This window comes from Mycolicibacterium diernhoferi, assembly GCF_019456655.1.
In the GTDB taxonomy this organism is placed as follows: Bacteria; Actinomycetota; Actinomycetes; order Mycobacteriales; family Mycobacteriaceae; genus Mycobacterium; species Mycobacterium diernhoferi.
In genome coordinates, this window is record NZ_CP080332.1 from 3,549,021 (window position 1) to 3,568,130 (window position 19,110).

The following is a 19,110-nucleotide window of genomic DNA, read 5'->3' on the forward strand; positions in this document are numbered from 1 at the left end:
ACCTGGATCAGCCTACACAGACAGCAACCGGTAGAGCCCGATCAATCCGACCACGACGATGACGGCCCGCAGCGCAGCCGGCGACAACCGCCGCCCGTAGTGCGCGCCGAGGAATCCGCCGATCAGCGAACCCACCGCGATCAGACCGGCCGCCACCCAGCTGATCCGGTCGAACGCCACCGCGGTGTAGGCCAGCGCGGCCACGATGTTCACCAGCAGTGACAGCAGGTTCTTGGCGGCATTCATGCGCTGCATGTCCTCCGGCAGCAGTGCCCCCATCACCGCGATCAGCAGGATGCCCTGGGCTGCGGTGAAGTAGCCGCCGTACACCCCGACCGCGAACGTGCCGGCAACCAACGCCGCCATCCGCGCCACACTGACGTGCTCTTCCGATTGACCGAGAAACTCGGCGCGCCGCCGCGCCCAGACCTGAATACGCGGGCCGATCACCACCAACACCAGCGCCAGGACCAGCAGCACCGGGACAACCTGTTGGAACACCTTCTCCGGCAGGTGCAGCAGCAGCCAGGCCCCGATCCCCGCGCCGATCAGCGACGCCGGGATCTGCCAGCGCAGCCGGTCCCACTGGCCGCGCAGTTCGCGGCGGTACCCCCAGGTGCCCGACACCCCACCGGCCACCAGCCCCACCGCATTCGACATCGTCGCGGTGACGGGCGGGAAGCCGAGCGCAACCAGCGTCGGGAAGGTGATCAGGGTGCCCGAGCCGACAACTGCATTGATCGCCCCGGCACCCACCCCGGCCAACGCGATCAGCAGCATGTGGAGGGTGGACATTCCGGCCACCCTACCCAGTGGCTAACGCTTCTTCGGAGCCCCGCGCTTCTCCCGGACCCGCACATTGATCCGGATCGGGCTGCCCTCGAAGCCGAACGTCTCGCGCAGCTTGCGCTCCAGGAACCGGCGGTAGCCGGCCTCCAGGAAGCCGCTGGTGAACAACACGAACGTCGGCGGACGCGTGGCCGCCTGAGTGGCGAACAGGATGCGGGGCTGCTTCCCGCCGCGCACCGGCGGCGGGGTCGCAGCCACGATCTCCTTGAAGAACGTGTTCAGCCGGCCGGTCGGGATGCGGGTGTCCCAGGACGCCAACGAGGTTTCCAGCGCCGGCACCAGCTTCTGCACCGCACGCCCGGTCTTGGCCGAGATGTTGACCCGCGGCGCCCACTGCAGCTGCGCCAGCTCGCGGTCGATTTCCTTGTCCAACACGTAGCGCCGGTCCTCGTCGACCAGATCCCACTTGTTGAAGGCCAACACCAGGGCCCGTCCGGCCTCGATCACCATGGTCAGCACCCGCTGGTCCTGCTCGGTGAGCGGCTGCGAACCATCGATCAACACGACGACCACCTCGGCGGCGTCGATCGCGCTGTGGGTGCGCACCGAGGCGTAGAACTCATGCCCGCTGGCCTGGCCGACCTTGCGACGCAACCCGGCGGTGTCGACGAAACGCCAAGTCTTGCCGCCCAATTCGATCAGCGAGTCCACCGGGTCCACGGTGGTGCCCGCGACGTCGTGGACCACCGAACGTTCGTCGCCGGCCAGCCTGTTCAGCAGTGAACTCTTGCCCACGTTCGGTTTACCGACCAGCGCGACGCGGCGCGGGCCGCCGGTCCCGCCACGGACCTCGGAGGCCTCGGGCAGCTTCTCCATCACCGTGTCCAGCAGGTCGGCGACACCACGCCCGTGTATGGCGCTGATCGGGTGCGGCTGGCCCAGGCCCAGCGACCACAGCGCTGCCGCGTCCGCCTCACCGCGCTCGGTGTCGACCTTGTTGGCCGCCAGGAAAACCGGCTTACCGGAACGCTGCAGGCGTTTGGCCGCGGCCTCGTCGGCCGAGGTCGCCCCGACCACCGCGTCGACCACCATGATGATCGCGTCGGCGGTCTGCATGGCCACGGTGGCCTGTTCGGCGACCTTCTGCTGCAGTCCCTTGGCGTCGGGTTCCCAGCCACCGGTGTCCTGCACGACGAATCGGCGGCCGAGGTAGTTCGCGTCGTAGGAGACCCGGTCGCGGGTCACCCCCGGGATGTCCTGCACGACGGCCTCGCGGCGCCCCAGGATCCGGTTGACCAACGTGGACTTGCCGACGTTGGGCCGCCCCACGACGGCGAGCACCGGCGGCGGAGCGAGCTCCTCTTCCGCTACTTCATCGTCGAAAGTGCCGACCTCCCAGTCACTCTCGTCGGACCAGGTACCGTCTTCAGTCATCGGCTCACTCCGGCCCGCTGCTGCACCAACTGCTGCAGATGAGCTATCACTTCCGCCTCGTTCATATCGCTGGTGTCCACGATCACCGCATCCTCGGCCGGCCGCAGCGGCGACACCGCGCGGGTGGAGTCGAGATGATCACGGCGCTTCACATCGGCGAGCACCGCCTCGTAGGCATCGCCGATGCCGTTGGCGATGTTCTGCGCGTTGCGCCGCCGCGCCCGCACCTCGGCCGAAGCCGTCAGGAAGATCTTCACGTCGGCGTCCGGAAGCACCACGGTGCCGATGTCGCGGCCCTCGACCACCACCCCGCCGTCCTCGGCGGCGAGTTGACGCTGCAACTGCACCAGCCGGGCCCGCACGGCGGGCACCGCGGAGACCGCCGACACCGCGCCGGTGACCTCGTCACCGCGGATCTCCTGCGAGACGTCTTCTCCGGCAAGGAAAGCGAGATCCTCATCCGGGTTGTAGCCGACCGCCAGGTCGACACCGTCGGCCACCTCGGCCACCCGCTGTTCGTCGGCGAGGTCCACTCCGGCCCGCAGCACGGCCAGCGTGACGATCCGGTACATGGCCCCGGTGTTCAGGTAGCGCAGGCCCATGGCGCGCGCCAAACCACGTGACACCGTGGACTTCCCGGTACCTGCGGGCCCGTCAAGGGCAACCGTCAACACAGCACTCACATTCCCACCGCCTGGTACAGCTCACCGATCTCCTTGCGGGTCAGCACGCGGATGCTGCCCGGGCGCATGTCACCGAGTTCGACCGAACCGATGTTGGTGCGCACCAGATCCTGGACCGGGAAACCCACCGAGGCCAGCAGCCGGCGGACGATGCGCTTGCGGCCCTCGTGCAGCGTCACCTTGACCATCGACTTGCCGGGCAGGGTGTCCACCAGCGCGAAATCGTCGACGGCCACCGGGCCGTCGTCGAGTTCCACCCCGGCGCGCAGCTTCTTGCCCAGCCCGCGCGGCACCGAGCCGGCGACGGTGGCCAGGTAGGTCTTGGGCACCTGATACGACGGGTGCATCAACCGGTGCGCGAGTTCACCGTCGTTGGTCAGTATCAACAGCCCCTCGGTGTCGGCATCCAGACGCCCGACGTGGAAGAGGTTCTTGTTGCCGCGCACCCGATGCTCCACCAGGTCGCCCACACAGGGCCGGCCCCGGTCGTCGGACATCGTCGAGTGCATACCGCGCTCTTTGTTGATCGCCAGGTACACCAGGGTGTCGTCGAGCAACACCCTGGCGCCGTCCACCCGGATCTCCGAGTTGTCCGGGTCCACCCGGGTGCCCAGTTCGGTGACGATCCTGCCGTCCACCTCTACCCGGCCGTCCAGGATCATCCGCTCTGCGACGCGACGGGAGGCAATTCCCGCCTGCGACAGCACTTTCTGTAACCGAACTCCATCCGGCTCGACCATGTCAGTCCTTGTCCACATCGAAGCCCGACGGCTTGTCGGGCGCAGCGCGCGTACCGGCGAGCTTGGCGAATCGCGGTTCGTCGCTGAGGTTTTCACTCAGGTCATCGATGACATCGACATCGGGCAGCAGCGGCGCGATGTCTGGCAGGTCTGTCAGCGATGACAACCCGAGCCGTTCCAGGAACAGCTCGGTGGTGGCGAAAGTGACGGCGCCACTATCGGAATCGGTACCGGCCTCGGTGATCAGTCCGCGCGCCAGCAGGGTCCGCATGACCGCGTCGACGTTGACGCCGCGCACCGCGCTCACCCGGGCCCGGGTGACGGGCTGACGGTAGGCCACCACGGCCAGCGTCTCCAGGGCCGCGCGGGTCAGCTTGGAGCGCGCACCGTCGAGCAACAGCCGCTCCACATAGGGCGCATAACGCGCCCGGGTGTAGAGCCGCCAACCGCCGCCGGCCTCGCGCAGGTCGATACCGCTGCCCCGCTCGGTCAGTTCGGCGGCCAGTTCCCTGAGGGTGGACTCCACCCGCTGCTCCGGGTTGTCGGTGGCCGAGGCGAGCGCCTCGACGGTCACCGGGGTGTCCACCACCAGCAGCAGCGACTCCAGCACCGAGCGGAACTCGGCATCGTCGAGTTCGTCCTCGACGGCTTCCTCGAGGGTTTCGTCGAGGGTTTCGTCGAGAGCCGCACCGTCCTCGGGAGTCGACTCGGCGCCCGAGTCCGGTGCCGGGTTCGAGCCCGGTTCGGTATCGGTCACATCGTCGGTCATGAGTCTTCTTCCACTGCGGCTGCGAGGTGTTCGTTGGTTGGCCGATCTCCGGTCCACGAAACCTGGAGCACACCAAGCGGTTCTATCTGCTCGAATGCTACCGCCCTGGCACGGTACAGCTCCAATAGCGCCAGGAACCGCCCGACGATCTCCATCGGCCCTGAACAGTCGGCCACCAGCTCGGAGAACGAGGCCCACTCCCCGATGCCGCGCACCTCCAGCAAGGCCATCAGCCGCTTGGCCTGCTCGGGCACCGACACCGGCTGGATGTGCAGATGGTCCAGTCGAACGGTCGGCACCGGACGCGGAGTGAACGCAGCGGCGGCGATCTGGGCGAACCGATCCGCGTCCACACCCAGCATGACCTCGGGTAACAGCTGTTCGAACTGCGGTTCCAGCGACACCGCGCGCGGGTAGCTGCGCAGCGCGGCGGCCTCCAGTTCGGCGAACATCTCGGCGACGTGCTTGAACGCGCGGTACTGCAACAGCCGCGCGAACAGCAGGTCGCGCACCTCCAGCAGGGCCAGATCATCCTCGTCGTGCACCTCACCGGAGGGCAGCAACCGGGCCGCTTTGAGATCGAGCAGTGTGGCGGCAATCACCAGGAACGCGGTGGTCTCATCGAGCTCGAGGGTGCGCCCGATCTCCTTGGTGTAGGCGATGAACTCATCGGTGACCCGATGCAGCGCGACCTCGGTGACGTCGAGGCGGTGCGCGAAGATCAACTGCAGCAGCAGGTCGAACGGGCCCTCGAAATTGCTCAGCCGGACCTGGAAGCCCTGAGCTGCTTCGGGAGCCTCGGTAGCTGCTGCGTCGTTCACGCGCCGAACCGGTCGATGACCTCACGGGCCAACGACCGATAAGCCAGGGCGCCAGTGGATTTCGGGGCCCAGCTGGTGATCGGCTCGCCGGCCACGCTGGTCTCCGGGAATCGCACGGTGCGGGTGATGACGGTGTCGAAGACCAGGTCACCGAACCGCTCGACCACCCGCGCCATCACCTCGCGGGCGTTGACGGTGCGCGGGTCGTAACGGGTCACCAGGATGCCGCTGATGTCCAGCTTCGGGTTCAGCCGGTCGCGGACCTTGTCGACGGTGTCGGTGAGCAGCGCCAGCCCGCGCAGCGAGAAGTACTCGCATTCGGTCGGGATGATCACCCCGTCGGCGCAGGCCAAGCCGTTCACGGTCAGCAGCCCCAGGGAGGGCTGGCAGTCGATCAGCACGTAGTCGTAGCGGTCCAGCACCGGGTAGAGCGCGCGGGCCAGCGACTGCTCGCGGCCCACCTCGTTGACCAGCTGGATCTCCGCTGCCGACAGGTCGATGTTGCTGGGCACCAGGTCCAGCCCGGGCACCCGCGTCTTGATGACCACCTCGTCGATGGACACCCGCGGCTCGATCAGCACGTTGTGCACGGTGTGTTCGAGTTCGTAGTGCGGTACCCCCAGCCCGGCGGACAGCGCGCCCTGCGGGTCCAGGTCGACCAACAGCACCCGGCGGCCGTATTCGGCCAGGCTGGCACCCAGGTTGATGGTCGAGGTGGTCTTGCCGACGCCGCCCTTCTGGTTGCACATCGCGATGACCTTCGCGGGGCCGTGCACGCTGCGTGGCCGGGGTTCGGGGATGTCGCGCACCGGGCGGCCGGTGAGGCCCAGCTCGACCTCGGGGCTCGCGTCGGGGGTCACCATGCCCAACTGCAGGGCGTCGTCGCTCATGACAAGCTCACGCTCGACCGCCGCAGGTCGGGGCCCTCATCCATGGCGAACATCGCAGCGAGTCTAACCGTGCAGAGCCCTCCACGAACGCAGACCCGCTGGCTAATGTCGCAGGTATGAGCCTGACCAGACGTCTGCCGTTCCTGCGCTGGTCGTTCCTGCGGCTGGCCTGGGGCGCGCGCCACATCACCACGACCGGCCAGATCGGTGACGGCCGCGAGGCCGCCGCCGCCGACTTCGTGGAGACCCGGGCCCGGCCCGGCGATATCGACGACGTGATCGCCACCATCGATCGCTTCGCCTACGAGCACTCGTATCTGATCAACGTCGGCGACGAGAAGGGCCTGTTGCTCGACGCGGCCGTGCGCCGGGCCGCCCCCTCGACCGCCCTTGAACTGGGCACCTACTGCGGGTACGGCGCGCTGCGCATCGTGCGGGCCGCACCGCGGGCCCGGGTGTTCTCGGTGGAGTTGTCCCCGGCCAACGCCGAGGTGGCCCGCCGGATCTGGGCCCATGCCGGGGTCGCGGACCGGGTCACCTGCGTGGTCGGCACCATCGGCGACGGCGGCACCACCCTGGACAGGCTCGGGTTCTCCCCCGGGCAGCTGGACCTGCTGTTCCTCGACCACGACAAGGACGCCTACCTGACCGATCTGCGCGCCATCCTGGACCGCGGGTGGCTGCGTCGCGGTGCGGTGGTCGTCGCCGACAACGTCGGGATCCCCGGGGCACCCCGCTACCGCGCGTATATGACCGAGCATCAGGGCACGCTGTGGCGGACCGTCGAACACAAGACGCACGCCGAGTATCAGACGCTGCTGCCCGACCTGGTGCTGGAGTCCGATTATCTGGGCGACCGACCCTCGCCGAGATCCGGACCCGCCTAGTTCACATGCAACAGGTAGGCGCGCGCACCCGGGTGGGTGAACTCGATTCGCCGCCCGACCGACAGGTCCCACGACCATTCGCGGTTGAGTCGCGACGGCGCCTGCTGAGTCACCAATGGGTGATTGTCATCGGTGAAACCGGTGACGATCGCGAGATGATCCACGAAGCCGTCCGCGGGCCCGATGTAGTCATACGCGATGATGTCGGCGAGCTCGGCGCCGCCGGCCGTGGGGTCACTCCAGTCGAGTTGCTTGATCGACGCCCGCCCGGAGGACACCATGAAGTTCTTGAAATGATCCGCCGAGGCCGCGGCCCGGGTCGGGCCCGGGTTCAACAACCCGGTCGCCAATTTCGATTTGTCGGAACTGTTCGGCGCCCACTCCGTGGTGGGCGCCATCCCGCCATCCCATAAAGCCTGGGAAACGAAATAGGCGGAATTCGTACCGACGAATGCCAGCGGAGCGGTGTTGTAGAACTTCTTTGCGAACGTGACCGCCCCAAGCCGATCGAAATCGTCGAATGCCGATGCGGCGGGGGCGTTTACCACACCGGATACGACCAGACCGAGTAGCAATGTCAGGGATCTGATCACCACCGAACATCCTGTAGGGCATGCCGACTCGACCGAACCCGCACGCCATGCCGTCCACCTTCTGAGCCGTGCACCGAACCTCCCCGATATCAACGTGTGCTTCGGCCAATGTTCGGTTCGCCAGACGCGTCCGTCCACTCGAAAGTGGCTGCAACGACGGCGCACCAACATATTTCAGCCGAACGGCCTACAACACGGCGCGGACTCTGCACAGCACCGGTCGCCGCGCGGAGCGGCCGAATCCGGTGATCGGGCTAGCGTGCCCGCGGGTGTGCGCCGGCCCACACCTCGCGCAGCGCGCTGACCGTCACCAGGGTGTAGATCTGGGTGGTGGTCACCGAGGCGTGACCCAGCAGTTCCTGCACGACGCGCACGTCGGCGCCGCCCTCGAGCAGGTGCGTCGCGAACGAGTGCCGCATGGTGTGCGGGGAGACCGCCGAGGCGATGCCGGCGGCCTCTGCGGCGTCCTGCAGCACCTGCCAGGCGCTCTGCCGGGACAACCGGCCGCCGCGGGCGTTGAGGAAGATCGCCGGGGTCCCCTTGCCGCGGCTCGCGAGACCCGGGCGCCCGCGCACCAGATAGTTCTCCAGCGCACTGACCGCGGGCCGGCCGATCGGCACCAGACGCTGCTTGCCGCCCTTGCCGCGCAGGAGCACCGACCGCGATTCGGTGTCCACGTCGTCGACGTCCAGGCCGACGGCCTCGGAGATCCGCGCGCCGGTGGAGTAGAGGACCTCCAGCAGCGCCCGGTTGCGCAGGGTCAGCGGCCCGTCGGACTCCCGGTCGCCGCCGGCGGCCTCCAGCAGCGACACCACCTCGTCGAGGGTGAGGCTCTTGGGCAACCGGCGGGTCGGGGTCGGCGGTTTGACCGCCCGGGACACATCGGTCTCGACGACCCCCTCGGCGGTGAGGAACCGGTGCAGTCCGCGCACCGCGACCAGGGTGCGAGCCGCCGACACCGCCGAGAGCGCGGTCACCCCGTTGTCCGGGTCGCCCTTGCGCAGCGCCACCAGGAAGTCGCTGACGTCGTGCTCGCCGACCGCACGCAGATCGGCGATGCCCCGGCCGGTCAGGTGTTCGGCATAGCGGCGCAGATCACGCCGGTAGGAGCTCAGGGTGTTGGCCGCGACGCCGCGCTCGATGGTGAGGTGGTCCAGATAGCCCTGTATCTGTTCGTCCAGCACCCTCATCGCGGTCGTCACTGTTATCCCTGCCGCGCCGCGAACGCGTGGGGCTTATCAATCCACGGGCTGTCCGCCGACCGCAGCGCGGACCGGTCGGTTGCGGCATGGGCTGCCAGAATCCCGGCCACCGCAATCGAATTCACGATCTCACCGGAGAGCACCCGCCGCACGGCTTCGGCCAGCGGCAGCCAGTCCAGCTTCAGGTCGGCTTCCTCATGTTCGGCTGCGGGCCGGTCGATCAGCGACAGACCGGTGGCCAGGAAGACCCGCACGCTCTCGTCGGCGAAGCCCGGCGAGGTCACCAGGTCGACCAGCACCGACCAGTTCTCGGCGGCCAGCCCGGCCTCCTCGTGCAGTTCCCGGGCGGCGGTCAGCACCGGCGCCTCCCCGCCCACGTCGAGCAGCCCGGCGGGTAGCTCCCAGAGCCGTCGGCCCACCGGGTGCCGGTACTGGTAGACCATCGCGACCCGGTCGTTCTCATCGAGCGCGACGACGGCCACCGCCCCGAAATGCTCGACCACCTCGCGGCGCGCCACGGCATCGCCGGGCATGCGCACGTCGTCGACGCGCAACGCGAGGATCTTTCCGGCGTAGACGGTCTCGCTGGACTCGGTATCGAAGTCGTGGTCAGCCACGATGGGCAGGCTCAGGTGCGGGCTGCCCGGCGTCCTCGGTTTGGTCGGTGCCGGCGTGGTCGGCGCCGTTGGTGCGCGAGACCTCCTCCAGCGGGAGTCGCTCGCCGGCCTTGTAGTCCAGTGCGGCGCCGACGAACGCGGCGAACAGTGGATGCGGCCGGGTGGGCCGGCTCTTGAGTTCGGGGTGGGCCTGGGTGCCGACCAGGAACGGGTGCACGTCCGCGCCGTACTCGACGAACTCGACCAGGTGCCCGTCCGGTGAGGTGCCGGAGAACTTGAGTCCACTCTCGGCGATCCGGTCCCGGTAGGAGTTGTTGACCTCGTAGCGGTGCCGGTGCCGTTCGGACACCTCGGTGGCTCCGTACGCTTGGGCCACAATGGATCCCGGCTCCAGCACCGCGGGGTAGGCACCCAGGCGCATGGTGCCGCCGAGGTCGGCCTCACCGGCGACCGCGTCCAACTGGTCGGCCATGGTCGCGATCACCGGGTCCGGGGTGTCGGGGTCGAACTCGGCCGAGCTGGCCTCGGTCAGGCCGACCGAGCGCGCCGCCTCGATGACGATGCACTGCAGGCCCAGGCACAGCCCCAGCAGCGGCACCTTGCGCTTGCGGGCGTACCGGATGGCGCCGAGCTTGCCTTCGATGCCGCGGATACCGAAGCCACCCGGGATCAGCACCGCGTGTACCTCGTCGAGGGCGGCGGCCGCCCCGGCGTCGGTCTCGCAGTCGTCGGAGGCGATCCACCGGATCTCGACCTTGGAATGGTGCGCAAACCCACCGGCACGCAGCGCCTCGGCCACCGACAGATAGGCATCCGACAGGTCGATGTACTTGCCCACCAAGGCGATTCGGACGGTTTCCCGCGGTTCGTGCACGCGCTGAAGCAGGTCGTTCCACTGCGTCCAGTCCACGTCGCGGAACGGCAGGTTCAGCCGGCGCACCACGTAGGCGTCGAGTTCCTCGCGGTGCAGCACCTTGGGGATGTCATAGATCGACGGGGCGTCCGGGGTGGAGATGACGCCGTCGATGTCCACGTCGCACATCAGCGCGATCTTGTTCTTCAGGCCCTCGGGCACATCGCGGTCACAACGCAGGATCAGCGCGTCGGGGGTGATGCCGATGCTGCGCAGCGCGGCCACCGAGTGCTGGGTGGGCTTGGTCTTGAGCTCACCGGACGGCGCCAGGTAGGGCACCAGCGAGACGTGCAGGAAGAAGCAGTTGTCCCGGCCGACTTCGTGGCGGACCTGCCGGGCGGCCTCCAGGAACGGCAGCGATTCGATATCGCCGACCGTGCCGCCGATCTCGGTGATCACCACGTCGGGCCGGTTGCCTGCCGCGTCGGGTTCGGCCATGGCCAGGATGCGGCGCTTGATCTCGTCGGTGATGTGCGGGATGACCTGGACGGTGTCGCCCAGGTACTCGCCGCGGCGCTCCTTGGCGATCACCGTCGAGTACACCTGACCGGTGGTCACGTTCGCCGACCCGGACAGGTTGCGGTCGAGGAACCGCTCGTAGTGGCCGACGTCGAGGTCGGTCTCCGCGCCGTCCTCGGTGACGAACACCTCGCCGTGCTGGAACGGGTTCATGGTGCCGGGATCGACGTTCAGGTACGGATCCAGCTTCTGCATCGTCACCTGTAGCCCACGCGCGGTGAGCAGCTGCCCGAGGCTACTGGCCGTCAAGCCTTTACCGAGCGAAGAAGCAACACCACCGCTGACGAAGAGGTGCTTGGTCGCGGTCTGCGGGTGCTTGCGTAGTACGGGCAAGAACAACCTCCGTGGCGATGGGGCGAGTAGGTAATCAACCGATTTTCGACCTACTCAGGGCCTGCCGACCCACGGAAGTTCACCTTAACACCAGCGCCGACAAGCCGCGCCTGGCGCGCCGGGGACGAGCAGTGTTCTACGTGGCTCTACTGCGGCACCGTGACCGACGTCGCACCCTGCCCGGTGCCGAACCGGCCGGGTTGGCCGCCGCGCAGCAGCTCACCCAACGCCAACACGGTGGTGATGCGGCCGGACTCCACGTCGACGTTGTCGACGGTGCTGACCGCCCCGGACAGCGCCGCGTCGGACCGGATCACCGCGACCGCGGCGGTCCCCGACGCCGAGCCGTCCCGACCGGCGAGCACCGTGCCGCCGCCGTGCGGGGCCAGGCCGGCCGCGAAGCGCGCCACGGTGGCGCCCCGGTTGCCGGCGTCGTCTCCGAGCGCGCCGCCGGTGACGATCACCGCGGTGTCCGCGGCGCCGACCTTCTCGGTGCCGTAGGTGATGAATCCGGTGTCGCGCAGGGTGGCCAGCACGGTCTCGCGCTGGTCGTCGGCAACGGCGGGTTCCTTGCCGCGCAACACCGAGATGCCGACAAGGTCACCGGCTTGGGAACCCTGGTCCACCGAGTTGGTGCTCAACTGGCGCCCGGTCGGCACGATCGGTGAATTCACCACCGAGAGCAGCTTTTCCGAGGAGTTGGCGTCGACGAACTGCGGGGTCAGCGCGATGGTGCCGCTCACCCCGGCCCCGGCCTGTCCGACCAGCCGCGTCACCGCGTCCACGTCGTTGTCGGTGGCATCGGGGGTCCGGAACAGCACCACCGCCTTGTCCCGCAGGGTGTCGCGCAGGATGCGCGGCGCCATGATCCCGTCGAACTCCCCCGCCGCACTGAGCTTTTCGTTGAGTTCGTTCTTGTCGTCGTTGAGTGCGTCGATCTGGCTGCGCAGGTCCGCCTTGTCGCTGCGCAGGCCGGACAGCACGGTGTCGGAGAACAGTCCCGAGCCCAGCACCACACCGATGGCCAGTGCCAGGAAGACCGCCGCCAGCGAGATGGCGTGCGTGCGCAGTGAGATCACGGTTCTAGGAGACCAGACCCTGCGCCCAGAGCAGGAAGCGGTTCCAGTAGTCGACCACCCATTCGATGACGGTGGCGTCGGCGCGCGTGACCCACAGCGCGACGATCACCGCGACCAGCATGGCCAGTACCAGCATCGCGATCGCACCCGCGGAGACCCTACTGCGGTACAGCGTGGCGACGGCCTTGGCGTCGACGAGCTTCTCCCCGACCTTGAGCCGGGTCAGGAAGGTCGACGGGTTGCTCTGCTGACGCGAGCGGTCGAAGAACTCCTCGATGGTGGCGCTGTGCCCGGCGGTGACGATCAGCGACGCCCCGTGATGGTGGCACAGCAGCAGCGCGAGGTCGGCGGCCGAACCGGCGGCCGGGAACGTCATCGCGCCCACCCCCAGGTCCTGGATGCGCTCCAGGCCGGGGGCGTGCCCGTCGGCGTCGGCGGGCAGCACCACCTGGGCGCCGCAGCGCAGCGCGTCGGTGCTGATGGTGCTGGGATCGCCGACGATCAGCGCCGGGCGGTAGCCGGCCTTGCGCAGCAGATCCGCGCCGGCGCCGACACCGACCAGGACCGGCTGGTACTCCTTGATGAACGGCTTGAGCGCCTTGAGATCCTCGGCGGCGCCCGGCCCTTCGGCGACCACGACGACGTGCCGGCGGTCCATGTCGACGTCGATGTCGGGGATGCCCATACCGTCGATCAGCAGCGGGCTCTCACTGCGGATGAACTCGATGGTGTTCCCGGCGAACGCCTCCAGGTGCGCCACCAGCCCACTCTTGGCCTCGACCATGAGCTCGTGGATCTCCAGATCGGTGCGCTCGGTACCGACGGCGATGCGGCGGTCACCGGAGTAGACGCCGCCGTTGTTCAGCCGGACGCGGGCCCCGTCCTTGATCTTCTTGAAGATCTCCGGGCCCGCCTCGTCGATGAGGACGATCCCGTTCGCCACCAGCACCTCGGGTCCGAGGTTGGGGTACCGGCCGGAGATCGACGGCGAGGCGTTGACCACACCGGCGATCTCGGCTTCCACCAACGCGTCCGCGGTGATGCGGTCCAGGTCCTGGGCGTCGAGGACGACGATGTCGCCCGGACCGATGCGCCGAAGCAATCGGTCGATGTCACGGTCAACGCGGGCGGTACCGACTACGCCCGGCTTTGAGCTGGCATTACGCGATAGCAACGCTGACATCTTCATGGGGGCGATTCTGGCCGCCAACCCTCAAGGTGAGGTGGAGGCGCGCCGTAACATCAGCCTCATAAGTTTCTTTCTGTCACATCTGCAACAGACGAACGGTCTCAATCGCGCTTCGTCGCCGGTTCATTCACGCCTGGATGCCCGCCTCAATCACGCCTGGAGGCGTAGTGCCGCGCCGCCTTGGCCCGGTTGCCACAGGTCGCCATCGAATGCCAGCGCCGGGCGCCGTTCTTGGAGGTGTCGAGGAACCAGAGCACGCAGCTCTCGTGGGCGCACTGCTTGATCCGGCCGGGCGCCTCGGCGACCAATCGCAGCAGATCCTCGGCGGCCAGCCAGCCCGGCAGCCATTCCGCGCGCGACACCTCGACCTCGTCGCGGGGGCCGGTCGGCCCGAGCGTGCGCCGCACCCGGCCGTGATCGAGCACCTCGTTCAGCTCCGCGGCGTCATCGTCGGCGACCACCCGCAACACGGCTTCCCGCGCACGCAGTAGCGCCAGCCGCATCTTCTCGTCGGCGACACAACGCCGGTCCAGGCCGTTGGCCTCCAGCCAGATCTGCAGCCCGTCCACATTCTCGAGCAGATCCCGCGGACCGTCGGGCGACATCCACCGGGTGTTCAGCAGATCCAGCGCGAGGGGTTCCCCGACGTGCGGTCGTGGATCACGCATGACTCACCCCTCCTGTCGTAACCATCAAACCCAGAATAGACGGTTGACAGAACTACCGGACCCCCCTAACCTTCAATTATCAATATGACGGTTACATGGAGGTACGCACGATGACCACGACCACCCCGCAGATCGCCCCCGGCCATATCGGGCTGAACGTCACCGACCTGGCCCGGTCGGTGGACTTCTACCGTCGCGCACTGGGTTTCGACCAGCTGGCGATCAGCGACGAGGGCGAGCGCCGATTCGCCTTCCTCGGCATCGACGGCGACCTGCGCCTCACCCTCTGGCAGCAGAGCGACGGTGAGTTCTCCGCCCGGACACCCGGTCTGCATCACCTGTCATTTCAGGTCGACACCATCGACCAGGTCCGCGCCGTGGAGGCGGCTCTCAAGGATCTGGGCGCGACGTTCGCCCACGACGGCGTCGTCGCCCATGGTGAGGGCACGGCATCGGGCGGCATCTTCTTCACCGACCCGGACGGGATCCGACTGGAGGTCTTCGCACCCAGCGGCGCCGAGGCCGAAGCCGCACCGCACGGCGAGTCGCCGACCTGCGGCTTCTTCTGAGCCGCGCCATGACCGTCTATCACGCCGGCGAACTCGCGGTGCAACGCCGACTGGGCCAGAGCGATATCGCCGCCCGCCTGAGTCGCATGGTCCGCACCGAGATCCCGGATGCCGCCGCACATTTCCTGGCCGATCAACCGATGGTCGTGCTGGCCGCCGCCGACGACGCAAGCCAGATCTGGGCCGGCCTGGTCACCGGGCCGCCCGGCTTCCTACACGTCCTGGACGGCCCTGACGACAACGAGCAGATCGCCGTCGACGCGCTGCCGGTCACCGGTGACCCACTGCACGACGTGTTGGCCGGAGAACCCCGCCGGGTCGGCATGATCGCCGTTGACCCCCGGACGCGACGGCGCATGCGGGTCAACGGGGTCGCGACGCCGACCGGGTCCGGTCTGCGGATCCGGCCGGATCAGGTCTATTCGAACTGCCCGAAATACATTTCCCGCAGGCACGTCGAGGGTGCGACGGAAGCGGCCGGCGAACGCGTGCAGCGCCACGCGACGGCCCTCGACGATCGCACCCAGCAGATCATCGCCGCAGCCGACACCTTCTTCATCGGGTCGGCGGATGCCGATGGCAATGCCGACGCGTCACACCGCGGCGGCAACCCGGGCTTCCTACAGGTACTTTCGCCGAACCGGTTGCGCTGGCCCGACTACCGGGGCAACTCGATGTTCATGACGCTGGGCAATATCGCCGCCAACCCGCGCGCCGGACTGCTGATCCCTGATTGGAGCACCGGGACCACATTGCAGCTCACCGGAACCGCCGAGATCATCTGGGAGACGGGGCCGGGCGCGCAGTGCTGGGTCGAGTTCACCATCGAGCAGACAGTCGAGGTGACCGGTGTCAGCCCACTGCGCTGGAGCACCGCCGAACTCTCGCCGGCCAACCCGGCGTGAGCTCAGGCCTCGGCGCGGTCGGCCCGGGCGGACTCCCACAGCTCTCGGGCGTGCGCCCGGCCGCTGTCGGTATCGCCGAGCCCGGCGAGCATCCGGGCCAGCTCGGCCACCCGGTCCTCATCCTGTAGCCGGACCACCCGGCTGGACTTCGGACCGCTCTCCACCACCAGGTGGGTGTCGGCGTAGGCGGCCACCTGCGGCAGGTGCGTGACGACGATGACCTGGTGGGTGCGGGCCAGCCGGGCCAACCGGCGACCGATCTGCACCGCGGCGCGTCCGCCCACACCGGCATCGACCTCGTCGAACACCATGGTGGTGCCCATCGAATCGGCGCGCGAGGCCACCAACACGACCTCCAAGGCCAGCATCACCCGGGACAGCTCACCGCCGGACGCGCTCTTGGCCAGCGGCAGCAGATCGGTACCGCGGTGCGCGGCGAAGCCGAACTCCACCGCGTCGACCCCGTCGTGACCGGCGTGCGCCGTGGTGCCGTCGGCCAGCACGATCGGTGCCGAATCGTCGGCGCGGGCCGGCAACGGGGCCACCGAGATGCCGAAGTCGGCGCCGGACATCGCCAGCCCGGCCAGCTCGGCGGTGACGGCCTTGGCCAATCCCTTGGCCGCCTTGTTGCGGGCCTTGGTGAGGTCGGCCGCCGCGGCGACCACCTTGGTCTGCAGCTCGTCGACCCGCTGGGCCAGCCCGGCCAGCGCCTCCTCGGAGACGTCCAGCTGCGACAGCCGGCTGCGCGCGTCCTTCGCCCAGGCCAGCACCGCGTCGATATCGGCGCCGTACTTGCGGGTCAGCCCGCGCAGCTCGCTCTGGCGGGCCAGCTTGGTTTCCAATGTGCTTGCGTCACTGGGCAGTTCGGAGAGGAAATCGCCGAGTTCGGTAGCTACGTCCGCGATCACGGCGACCGCCTCGGCCAGCCGCTCCCCCAGCGCCTGCAAGGCACCGTCGTCGGTGCCCTCCAGGGCGGCCTTGGCGGAGGCGACGTTGGCCGCAGCCGAGAAGGCATCGGTGCCGTCGTCGTCGGGGGGACCCGCCAGCGCCGCGCGCGCCCCGGCCGCGGATTCCCGCAGCGCATCGAGTTCGGAGAGCCGGCGGATGTCGGCGACGAGGGTGTCGTCCTCGCCGGGCGCCGGGTCGACGGCATCGATCTCGTTGAGCCCGAAGGTCAGCCGGTCCGCCTCGAGAGCCAGTTCGCGGGCCCGCTCGGTGCGGTCGACCAGGTCCCGGCGCGCGGCCAGCCACTCCTCGCGCAGCATGCGGTACTTGCGCAGCGGGGCACCGACGTCGGCGAACCGGTCCAGCGCACCGCGCTGCTCGTCGGGGCGTATCAGCCGTAGCTGATCGTTCTGCCCGTGCAACGCCAACAGCTCGTTGGTGAAACCGCTCAGCGATTTCGCCGGCACACTGCGGCCCCCCAGGTAGGCGCGCGACGGCCCGTCGCGGTTCACCGAGCGCGCCGCGATGACGCTGTCGTCGTCATCACGTTCGGCACCCGAGGAATCGAGGATCTCGTCGATGCGCACGGTGACGTCGGGGCCCAGTTCGGTCGTGGTGAAACGCCCCTCCACCACGGCGCGGTCCGCGCCGGTACGCACCCGGCTGGCGTCCGCGCGGGCGCCGCCCAGCAGGTGCAGCCCGGTCACCACCATCGTCTTGCCGGCGCCGGTCTCGCCGGTCAGGACCGTCAGCCCGCGATCGAACTCGGCCGTCGCCGAACTGATCGCGCCCAGGGACTCGATTCGAATCTCGGAAAGCACTACTGACCACGCCATCCCGTGACGGGCAGCCGGAATTTGCGCACCAGCCGGTCGGTGAACGGCGCACTGTCGAGGCGCACCCATTTGAGCGAGGTGCCGCAGCGGGTGACCTCCAGGCGAGCACCGGCCGGCACCACCATCTTGCGGCGGCCGTCGCAGAACGCGACCGCGTCGTGGCCGGACGCCTCGATCTCGATGGCGATGGCGGCGTTCGGGCTGGTCACCATGGGACGGGCGAACAACGCGTGGGCGTTGTTGGGCACCACCAGGATCGCCTCGAGGTCCGGCCACAGGATCGGCCCGCCCGCGGAGAACGCGTACGCGGTGGACCCGGTGGGTGTCGAGACCAGCACCCCGTCGCAGCCGAACGAGGACACCGGGCGGCCGTCGACCTCCAACACGACACCGAGCACACCGAGCCGGGGGCCCTTCTCCAGACTCGCCTCGTTGAGTGCCCAGCCGCGGTCCCTGATCTCGCCGCCCTCGCGGACCGCGATGTCGAGCGTCATCCGTTTCTCGACGATGTAGTCGCGCGCGATGACGTGCTCGAGGACATCGTCGAGAGCCTCGGCTTCGGCCTCGGCCAGAAAGCCGATCCGCCCCAGATTGATGCCCAGGACCGGGATCTCGACGTTGCGGGCCAGCTCGGCCGCACGCAGGAACGTGCCGTCACCCCCGAGCGCGAGCACCAGTTCACAACCCTCGGCGGCCTGTTCGTCGGCGTCGACGACGTCGAGCTGCACACCCAGCGCCCGGATCTCCTCCGGGGCGAGATGCAGCGAGCCACGGTCGACGGCCTCGGCGGTCAGCACCCGCAAGGCGATGCCGTGCCCGCCGAGCACCTTCTCGACCCGGCGCGCGGTCTCGGTGGCCTCCTCACGGCCGGTGTGCACAACCAACAGGATGGAACGCTGGGCGCTGGATTGTTCGGAAGTCATTGCGGCCCTTCGTCGATGGCACGAAAAACGGCGCGTTCGAGCTCGTCACCGGTCAGTGGCGCGTCGGTTTCGGCACGGAAGCGCAGGAAGAACTCGACATTGCCGGACGGCCCCGGCAATGGACTGGCGGTGACCCCGACGGTGTGCCAGTGCAATTCGGCGGCCCGGCGCGCGACCGCCAGGACCGCCTCGGCACGCAGTGCCGGGTCCGACACCACCCCACCCGGGCCGACCCGGTCCTTCCCGACCTCGAATTGCGGCTTCACCATCGGCACGATATCGGCATCCGGTGACGCGCACGCGGTCAGCGCGGGCAGCACGGTGGCCAGCGAGATGAACGACAGGTCGGCGACCACCAGATCGACCGGCCCGCCGATGGCCTCCGCGGTCAGGGAGCGCACATTCGTGCGTTCCAGGACGTGCACCCGCTCATCGGACCGCAGCGACCAGGCCAGCTGCCCGTAGCCGACATCGGCGGCGACGACCTCGGCGGCGCCCCGGTCCAGCAGGACCTCGGTGAAGCCACCGGTCGAGGCCCCCGCGTCGAGGCAGCGCCGGCCCGCGACGGGCACCCCGAACGCGTCGAGGGCGCCGATGAGCTTGTGCGCGCCGCGCGACACCCAGGTGCGTTCGTCGGCGGCGACCGTCAGCTTGGCGTCCACCGACACCGCGGTGGCCGGTTTGGCGGCCGGCATACCGTCGATGCGCACCCGGCCGGCGTTGATCAGTTCGGCGGCCTGTTGGCGTGAGCGGGCCAGCCCGCGTCGCACCAGCTCGGCATCCACCCGTGCCCGTCGCGCCATCGG

General features: G+C 68.9%; 20 protein-coding genes. 3 read left to right on the forward strand and 17 right to left on the reverse strand.

What is annotated here, in order from left to right; all coding sequences use genetic code 11:
• Positions 1 to 12 precede the first annotated feature (12 nt).
• The 7 genes from K0O62_RS16885 to K0O62_RS16915 are packed head-to-tail and all read right to left on the reverse strand — an operon-like array spanning position 13 to position 6,099.
• Complete coding sequence (locus tag K0O62_RS16885) at positions 13 to 795, reverse strand: sulfite exporter TauE/SafE family protein (protein ID WP_073858229.1); 783 nt, start codon at positions 793 to 795, stop codon at positions 13 to 15.
• A gap of 21 nt (positions 796 to 816) precedes the next feature.
• Positions 817 to 2,223 (reverse strand): ribosome biogenesis GTPase Der, encoded by a 1,407-nt coding sequence (der, locus tag K0O62_RS16890; RefSeq protein ID WP_073858230.1) that lies wholly within the window; start codon positions 2,221 to 2,223, stop codon positions 817 to 819.
• Entirely contained in the window at positions 2,220 to 2,906 is a 687-nt protein-coding gene (cmk, locus tag K0O62_RS16895; RefSeq protein ID WP_073858231.1) for a (d)CMP kinase, read from the reverse strand. Before cmk ends, der begins: the two co-directional genes overlap by 4 nt.
• Positions 2,903 to 3,646 carry a pseudouridine synthase gene (locus tag K0O62_RS16900; RefSeq protein ID WP_073858232.1) on the reverse strand — a complete coding sequence of 248 codons (744 nt, stop codon included), beginning with the start codon at positions 3,644 to 3,646 and terminating at the stop codon, positions 2,903 to 2,905. Before K0O62_RS16900 ends, cmk begins: the two co-directional genes overlap by 4 nt.
• A gap of 1 nt (position 3,647) precedes the next feature.
• Positions 3,648 to 4,415 carry an SMC-Scp complex subunit ScpB gene (scpB, locus tag K0O62_RS16905; protein ID WP_073858233.1) on the reverse strand — a complete coding sequence of 256 codons (768 nt, stop codon included), beginning with the start codon at positions 4,413 to 4,415 and terminating at the stop codon, positions 3,648 to 3,650.
• Positions 4,412 to 5,236 carry a segregation/condensation protein A gene (locus K0O62_RS16910; protein WP_073858234.1) on the reverse strand — a complete coding sequence of 275 codons (825 nt, stop codon included), beginning with the start codon at positions 5,234 to 5,236 and terminating at the stop codon, positions 4,412 to 4,414. The genes scpB and K0O62_RS16910 overlap by 4 nt, the downstream gene beginning before the upstream one ends.
• Entirely contained in the window at positions 5,233 to 6,099 is an 867-nt protein-coding gene (locus K0O62_RS16915) for a ParA family protein (protein WP_165637025.1), read from the reverse strand. The genes K0O62_RS16910 and K0O62_RS16915 overlap by 4 nt, the downstream gene beginning before the upstream one ends.
• Before the next feature lie 143 nt (positions 6,100 to 6,242).
• Here K0O62_RS16915 and K0O62_RS16920 point away from each other — a divergent pair, with 143 nt between their 5' ends.
• The gene (locus tag K0O62_RS16920; RefSeq protein WP_073858236.1) at positions 6,243 to 7,013 is read left to right on the forward strand and encodes an O-methyltransferase; all 771 of its coding nucleotides are present in this window, start codon (positions 6,243 to 6,245) and stop codon (positions 7,011 to 7,013) included.
• Here the strand turns inward: K0O62_RS16920 and K0O62_RS16925 are convergent.
• From K0O62_RS16925 to K0O62_RS16955, 7 genes are all read right to left on the reverse strand, one after another.
• Positions 7,010 to 7,777, reverse strand: a complete 768-nt coding sequence (locus K0O62_RS16925) for an amidase domain-containing protein (RefSeq protein WP_079244757.1) — start codon at positions 7,775 to 7,777, stop codon at positions 7,010 to 7,012. The two genes, K0O62_RS16920 and K0O62_RS16925, sit on opposite strands and share 4 nt — an antisense overlap.
• 83 nt (positions 7,778 to 7,860) lie before the next feature.
• Complete coding sequence (gene xerD, locus K0O62_RS16930; protein WP_073858265.1) at positions 7,861 to 8,796, reverse strand: site-specific tyrosine recombinase XerD; 936 nt, start codon at positions 8,794 to 8,796, stop codon at positions 7,861 to 7,863.
• A gap of 14 nt (positions 8,797 to 8,810) precedes the next feature.
• Positions 8,811 to 9,425, reverse strand: coding sequence for an NUDIX domain-containing protein (locus tag K0O62_RS16935; protein WP_073858238.1), 615 nt, complete (start codon positions 9,423 to 9,425; stop codon positions 8,811 to 8,813).
• Positions 9,418 to 11,190, reverse strand: coding sequence for a CTP synthase (gene pyrG, locus K0O62_RS16940; protein ID WP_073858264.1), 1,773 nt, complete (start codon positions 11,188 to 11,190; stop codon positions 9,418 to 9,420). The genes K0O62_RS16935 and pyrG overlap by 8 nt, the downstream gene beginning before the upstream one ends.
• A 146-nt stretch (positions 11,191 to 11,336) precedes the next feature.
• Positions 11,337 to 12,269 (reverse strand): copper transporter, encoded by a 933-nt coding sequence (locus K0O62_RS16945; RefSeq protein WP_073858239.1) that lies wholly within the window; start codon positions 12,267 to 12,269, stop codon positions 11,337 to 11,339.
• A gap of 4 nt (positions 12,270 to 12,273) precedes the next feature.
• Positions 12,274 to 13,458, reverse strand: coding sequence for a putative cytokinetic ring protein SteA (gene steA / locus K0O62_RS16950; protein ID WP_073858240.1), 1,185 nt, complete (start codon positions 13,456 to 13,458; stop codon positions 12,274 to 12,276).
• A 146-nt stretch (positions 13,459 to 13,604) separates the two neighbouring features.
• A complete protein-coding gene (locus tag K0O62_RS16955) occupies positions 13,605 to 14,126 on the reverse strand; it encodes a CGNR zinc finger domain-containing protein (RefSeq protein WP_073858241.1) in 522 nt (173 codons plus the stop codon).
• 110 nt (positions 14,127 to 14,236) lie between these two features.
• Here K0O62_RS16955 and K0O62_RS16960 point away from each other — a divergent pair, with 110 nt between their 5' ends.
• Positions 14,237 to 14,695 carry a VOC family protein gene (locus K0O62_RS16960; RefSeq protein ID WP_073858266.1) on the forward strand — a complete coding sequence of 153 codons (459 nt, stop codon included), beginning with the start codon at positions 14,237 to 14,239 and terminating at the stop codon, positions 14,693 to 14,695.
• Positions 14,696 to 14,703: 8 nt separating this feature from the next.
• Positions 14,704 to 15,600: a pyridoxamine 5'-phosphate oxidase family protein gene (locus K0O62_RS16965; protein WP_073858242.1), complete on the forward strand. Its 897-nt coding sequence runs from the start codon at positions 14,704 to 14,706 to the stop codon at positions 15,598 to 15,600.
• A 2-nt stretch (positions 15,601 to 15,602) separates the two neighbouring features.
• Here the strand turns inward: K0O62_RS16965 and recN are convergent, their stop codons facing one another.
• From recN to K0O62_RS16980, 3 genes are read right to left on the reverse strand one after another with little or no spacing between them, the layout of a single operon-like run.
• The gene (gene recN / locus K0O62_RS16970; RefSeq protein ID WP_073858243.1) at positions 15,603 to 17,366 is read right to left on the reverse strand and encodes a DNA repair protein RecN; all 1,764 of its coding nucleotides are present in this window, start codon (positions 17,364 to 17,366) and stop codon (positions 15,603 to 15,605) included.
• Positions 17,366 to 18,304: an NAD kinase gene (locus K0O62_RS16975; protein ID WP_073858244.1), complete on the reverse strand. Its 939-nt coding sequence runs from the start codon at positions 18,302 to 18,304 to the stop codon at positions 17,366 to 17,368. Before K0O62_RS16975 ends, recN begins: the two co-directional genes overlap by 1 nt.
• On the reverse strand, positions 18,301 to 19,107 hold the full coding sequence (locus K0O62_RS16980) for a TlyA family RNA methyltransferase (RefSeq protein ID WP_073858245.1): 807 nt from the start codon (positions 19,105 to 19,107) through the stop codon (positions 18,301 to 18,303). The genes K0O62_RS16975 and K0O62_RS16980 overlap by 4 nt, the downstream gene beginning before the upstream one ends.
• Positions 19,108 to 19,110: the final 3 nt, after the last annotated feature.

Coding starts and splice junctions, on each gene's coding strand:
- K0O62_RS16965 (WP_073858242.1), top strand. CDS start 14,704: ATGACCGTCTATCACGCCGGCGAACTCGCGGTGCAACGCCGACTGGGC.
- K0O62_RS16980 (WP_073858245.1), bottom strand. CDS start 19,107: ATGGCGCGACGGGCACGGGTGGATGCCGAGCTGGTGCGACGCGGGCTG.
- K0O62_RS16960 (WP_073858266.1), top strand. CDS start 14,237: ATGACCACGACCACCCCGCAGATCGCCCCCGGCCATATCGGGCTGAAC.
- der (WP_073858230.1), bottom strand. CDS start 2,223: ATGACTGAAGACGGTACCTGGTCCGACGAGAGTGACTGGGAGGTCGGC.
- K0O62_RS16885 (WP_073858229.1), bottom strand. CDS start 795: ATGTCCACCCTCCACATGCTGCTGATCGCGTTGGCCGGGGTGGGTGCC.
- K0O62_RS16920 (WP_073858236.1), top strand. CDS start 6,243: ATGAGCCTGACCAGACGTCTGCCGTTCCTGCGCTGGTCGTTCCTGCGG.
- K0O62_RS16900 (WP_073858232.1), bottom strand. CDS start 3,646: ATGGTCGAGCCGGATGGAGTTCGGTTACAGAAAGTGCTGTCGCAGGCG.
- K0O62_RS16925 (WP_079244757.1), bottom strand. CDS start 7,777: ATGTTGGTGCGCCGTCGTTGCAGCCACTTTCGAGTGGACGGACGCGTC.
- K0O62_RS16975 (WP_073858244.1), bottom strand. CDS start 18,304: ATGACTTCCGAACAATCCAGCGCCCAGCGTTCCATCCTGTTGGTTGTG.
- scpB (WP_073858233.1), bottom strand. CDS start 4,415: ATGACCGACGATGTGACCGATACCGAACCGGGCTCGAACCCGGCACCG.
- K0O62_RS16955 (WP_073858241.1), bottom strand. CDS start 14,126: ATGCGTGATCCACGACCGCACGTCGGGGAACCCCTCGCGCTGGATCTG.
- steA (WP_073858240.1), bottom strand. CDS start 13,458: ATGAAGATGTCAGCGTTGCTATCGCGTAATGCCAGCTCAAAGCCGGGC.
- K0O62_RS16915 (WP_165637025.1), bottom strand. CDS start 6,099: ATGGTGACCCCCGACGCGAGCCCCGAGGTCGAGCTGGGCCTCACCGGC.
- xerD (WP_073858265.1), bottom strand. CDS start 8,796: ATGAGGGTGCTGGACGAACAGATACAGGGCTATCTGGACCACCTCACC.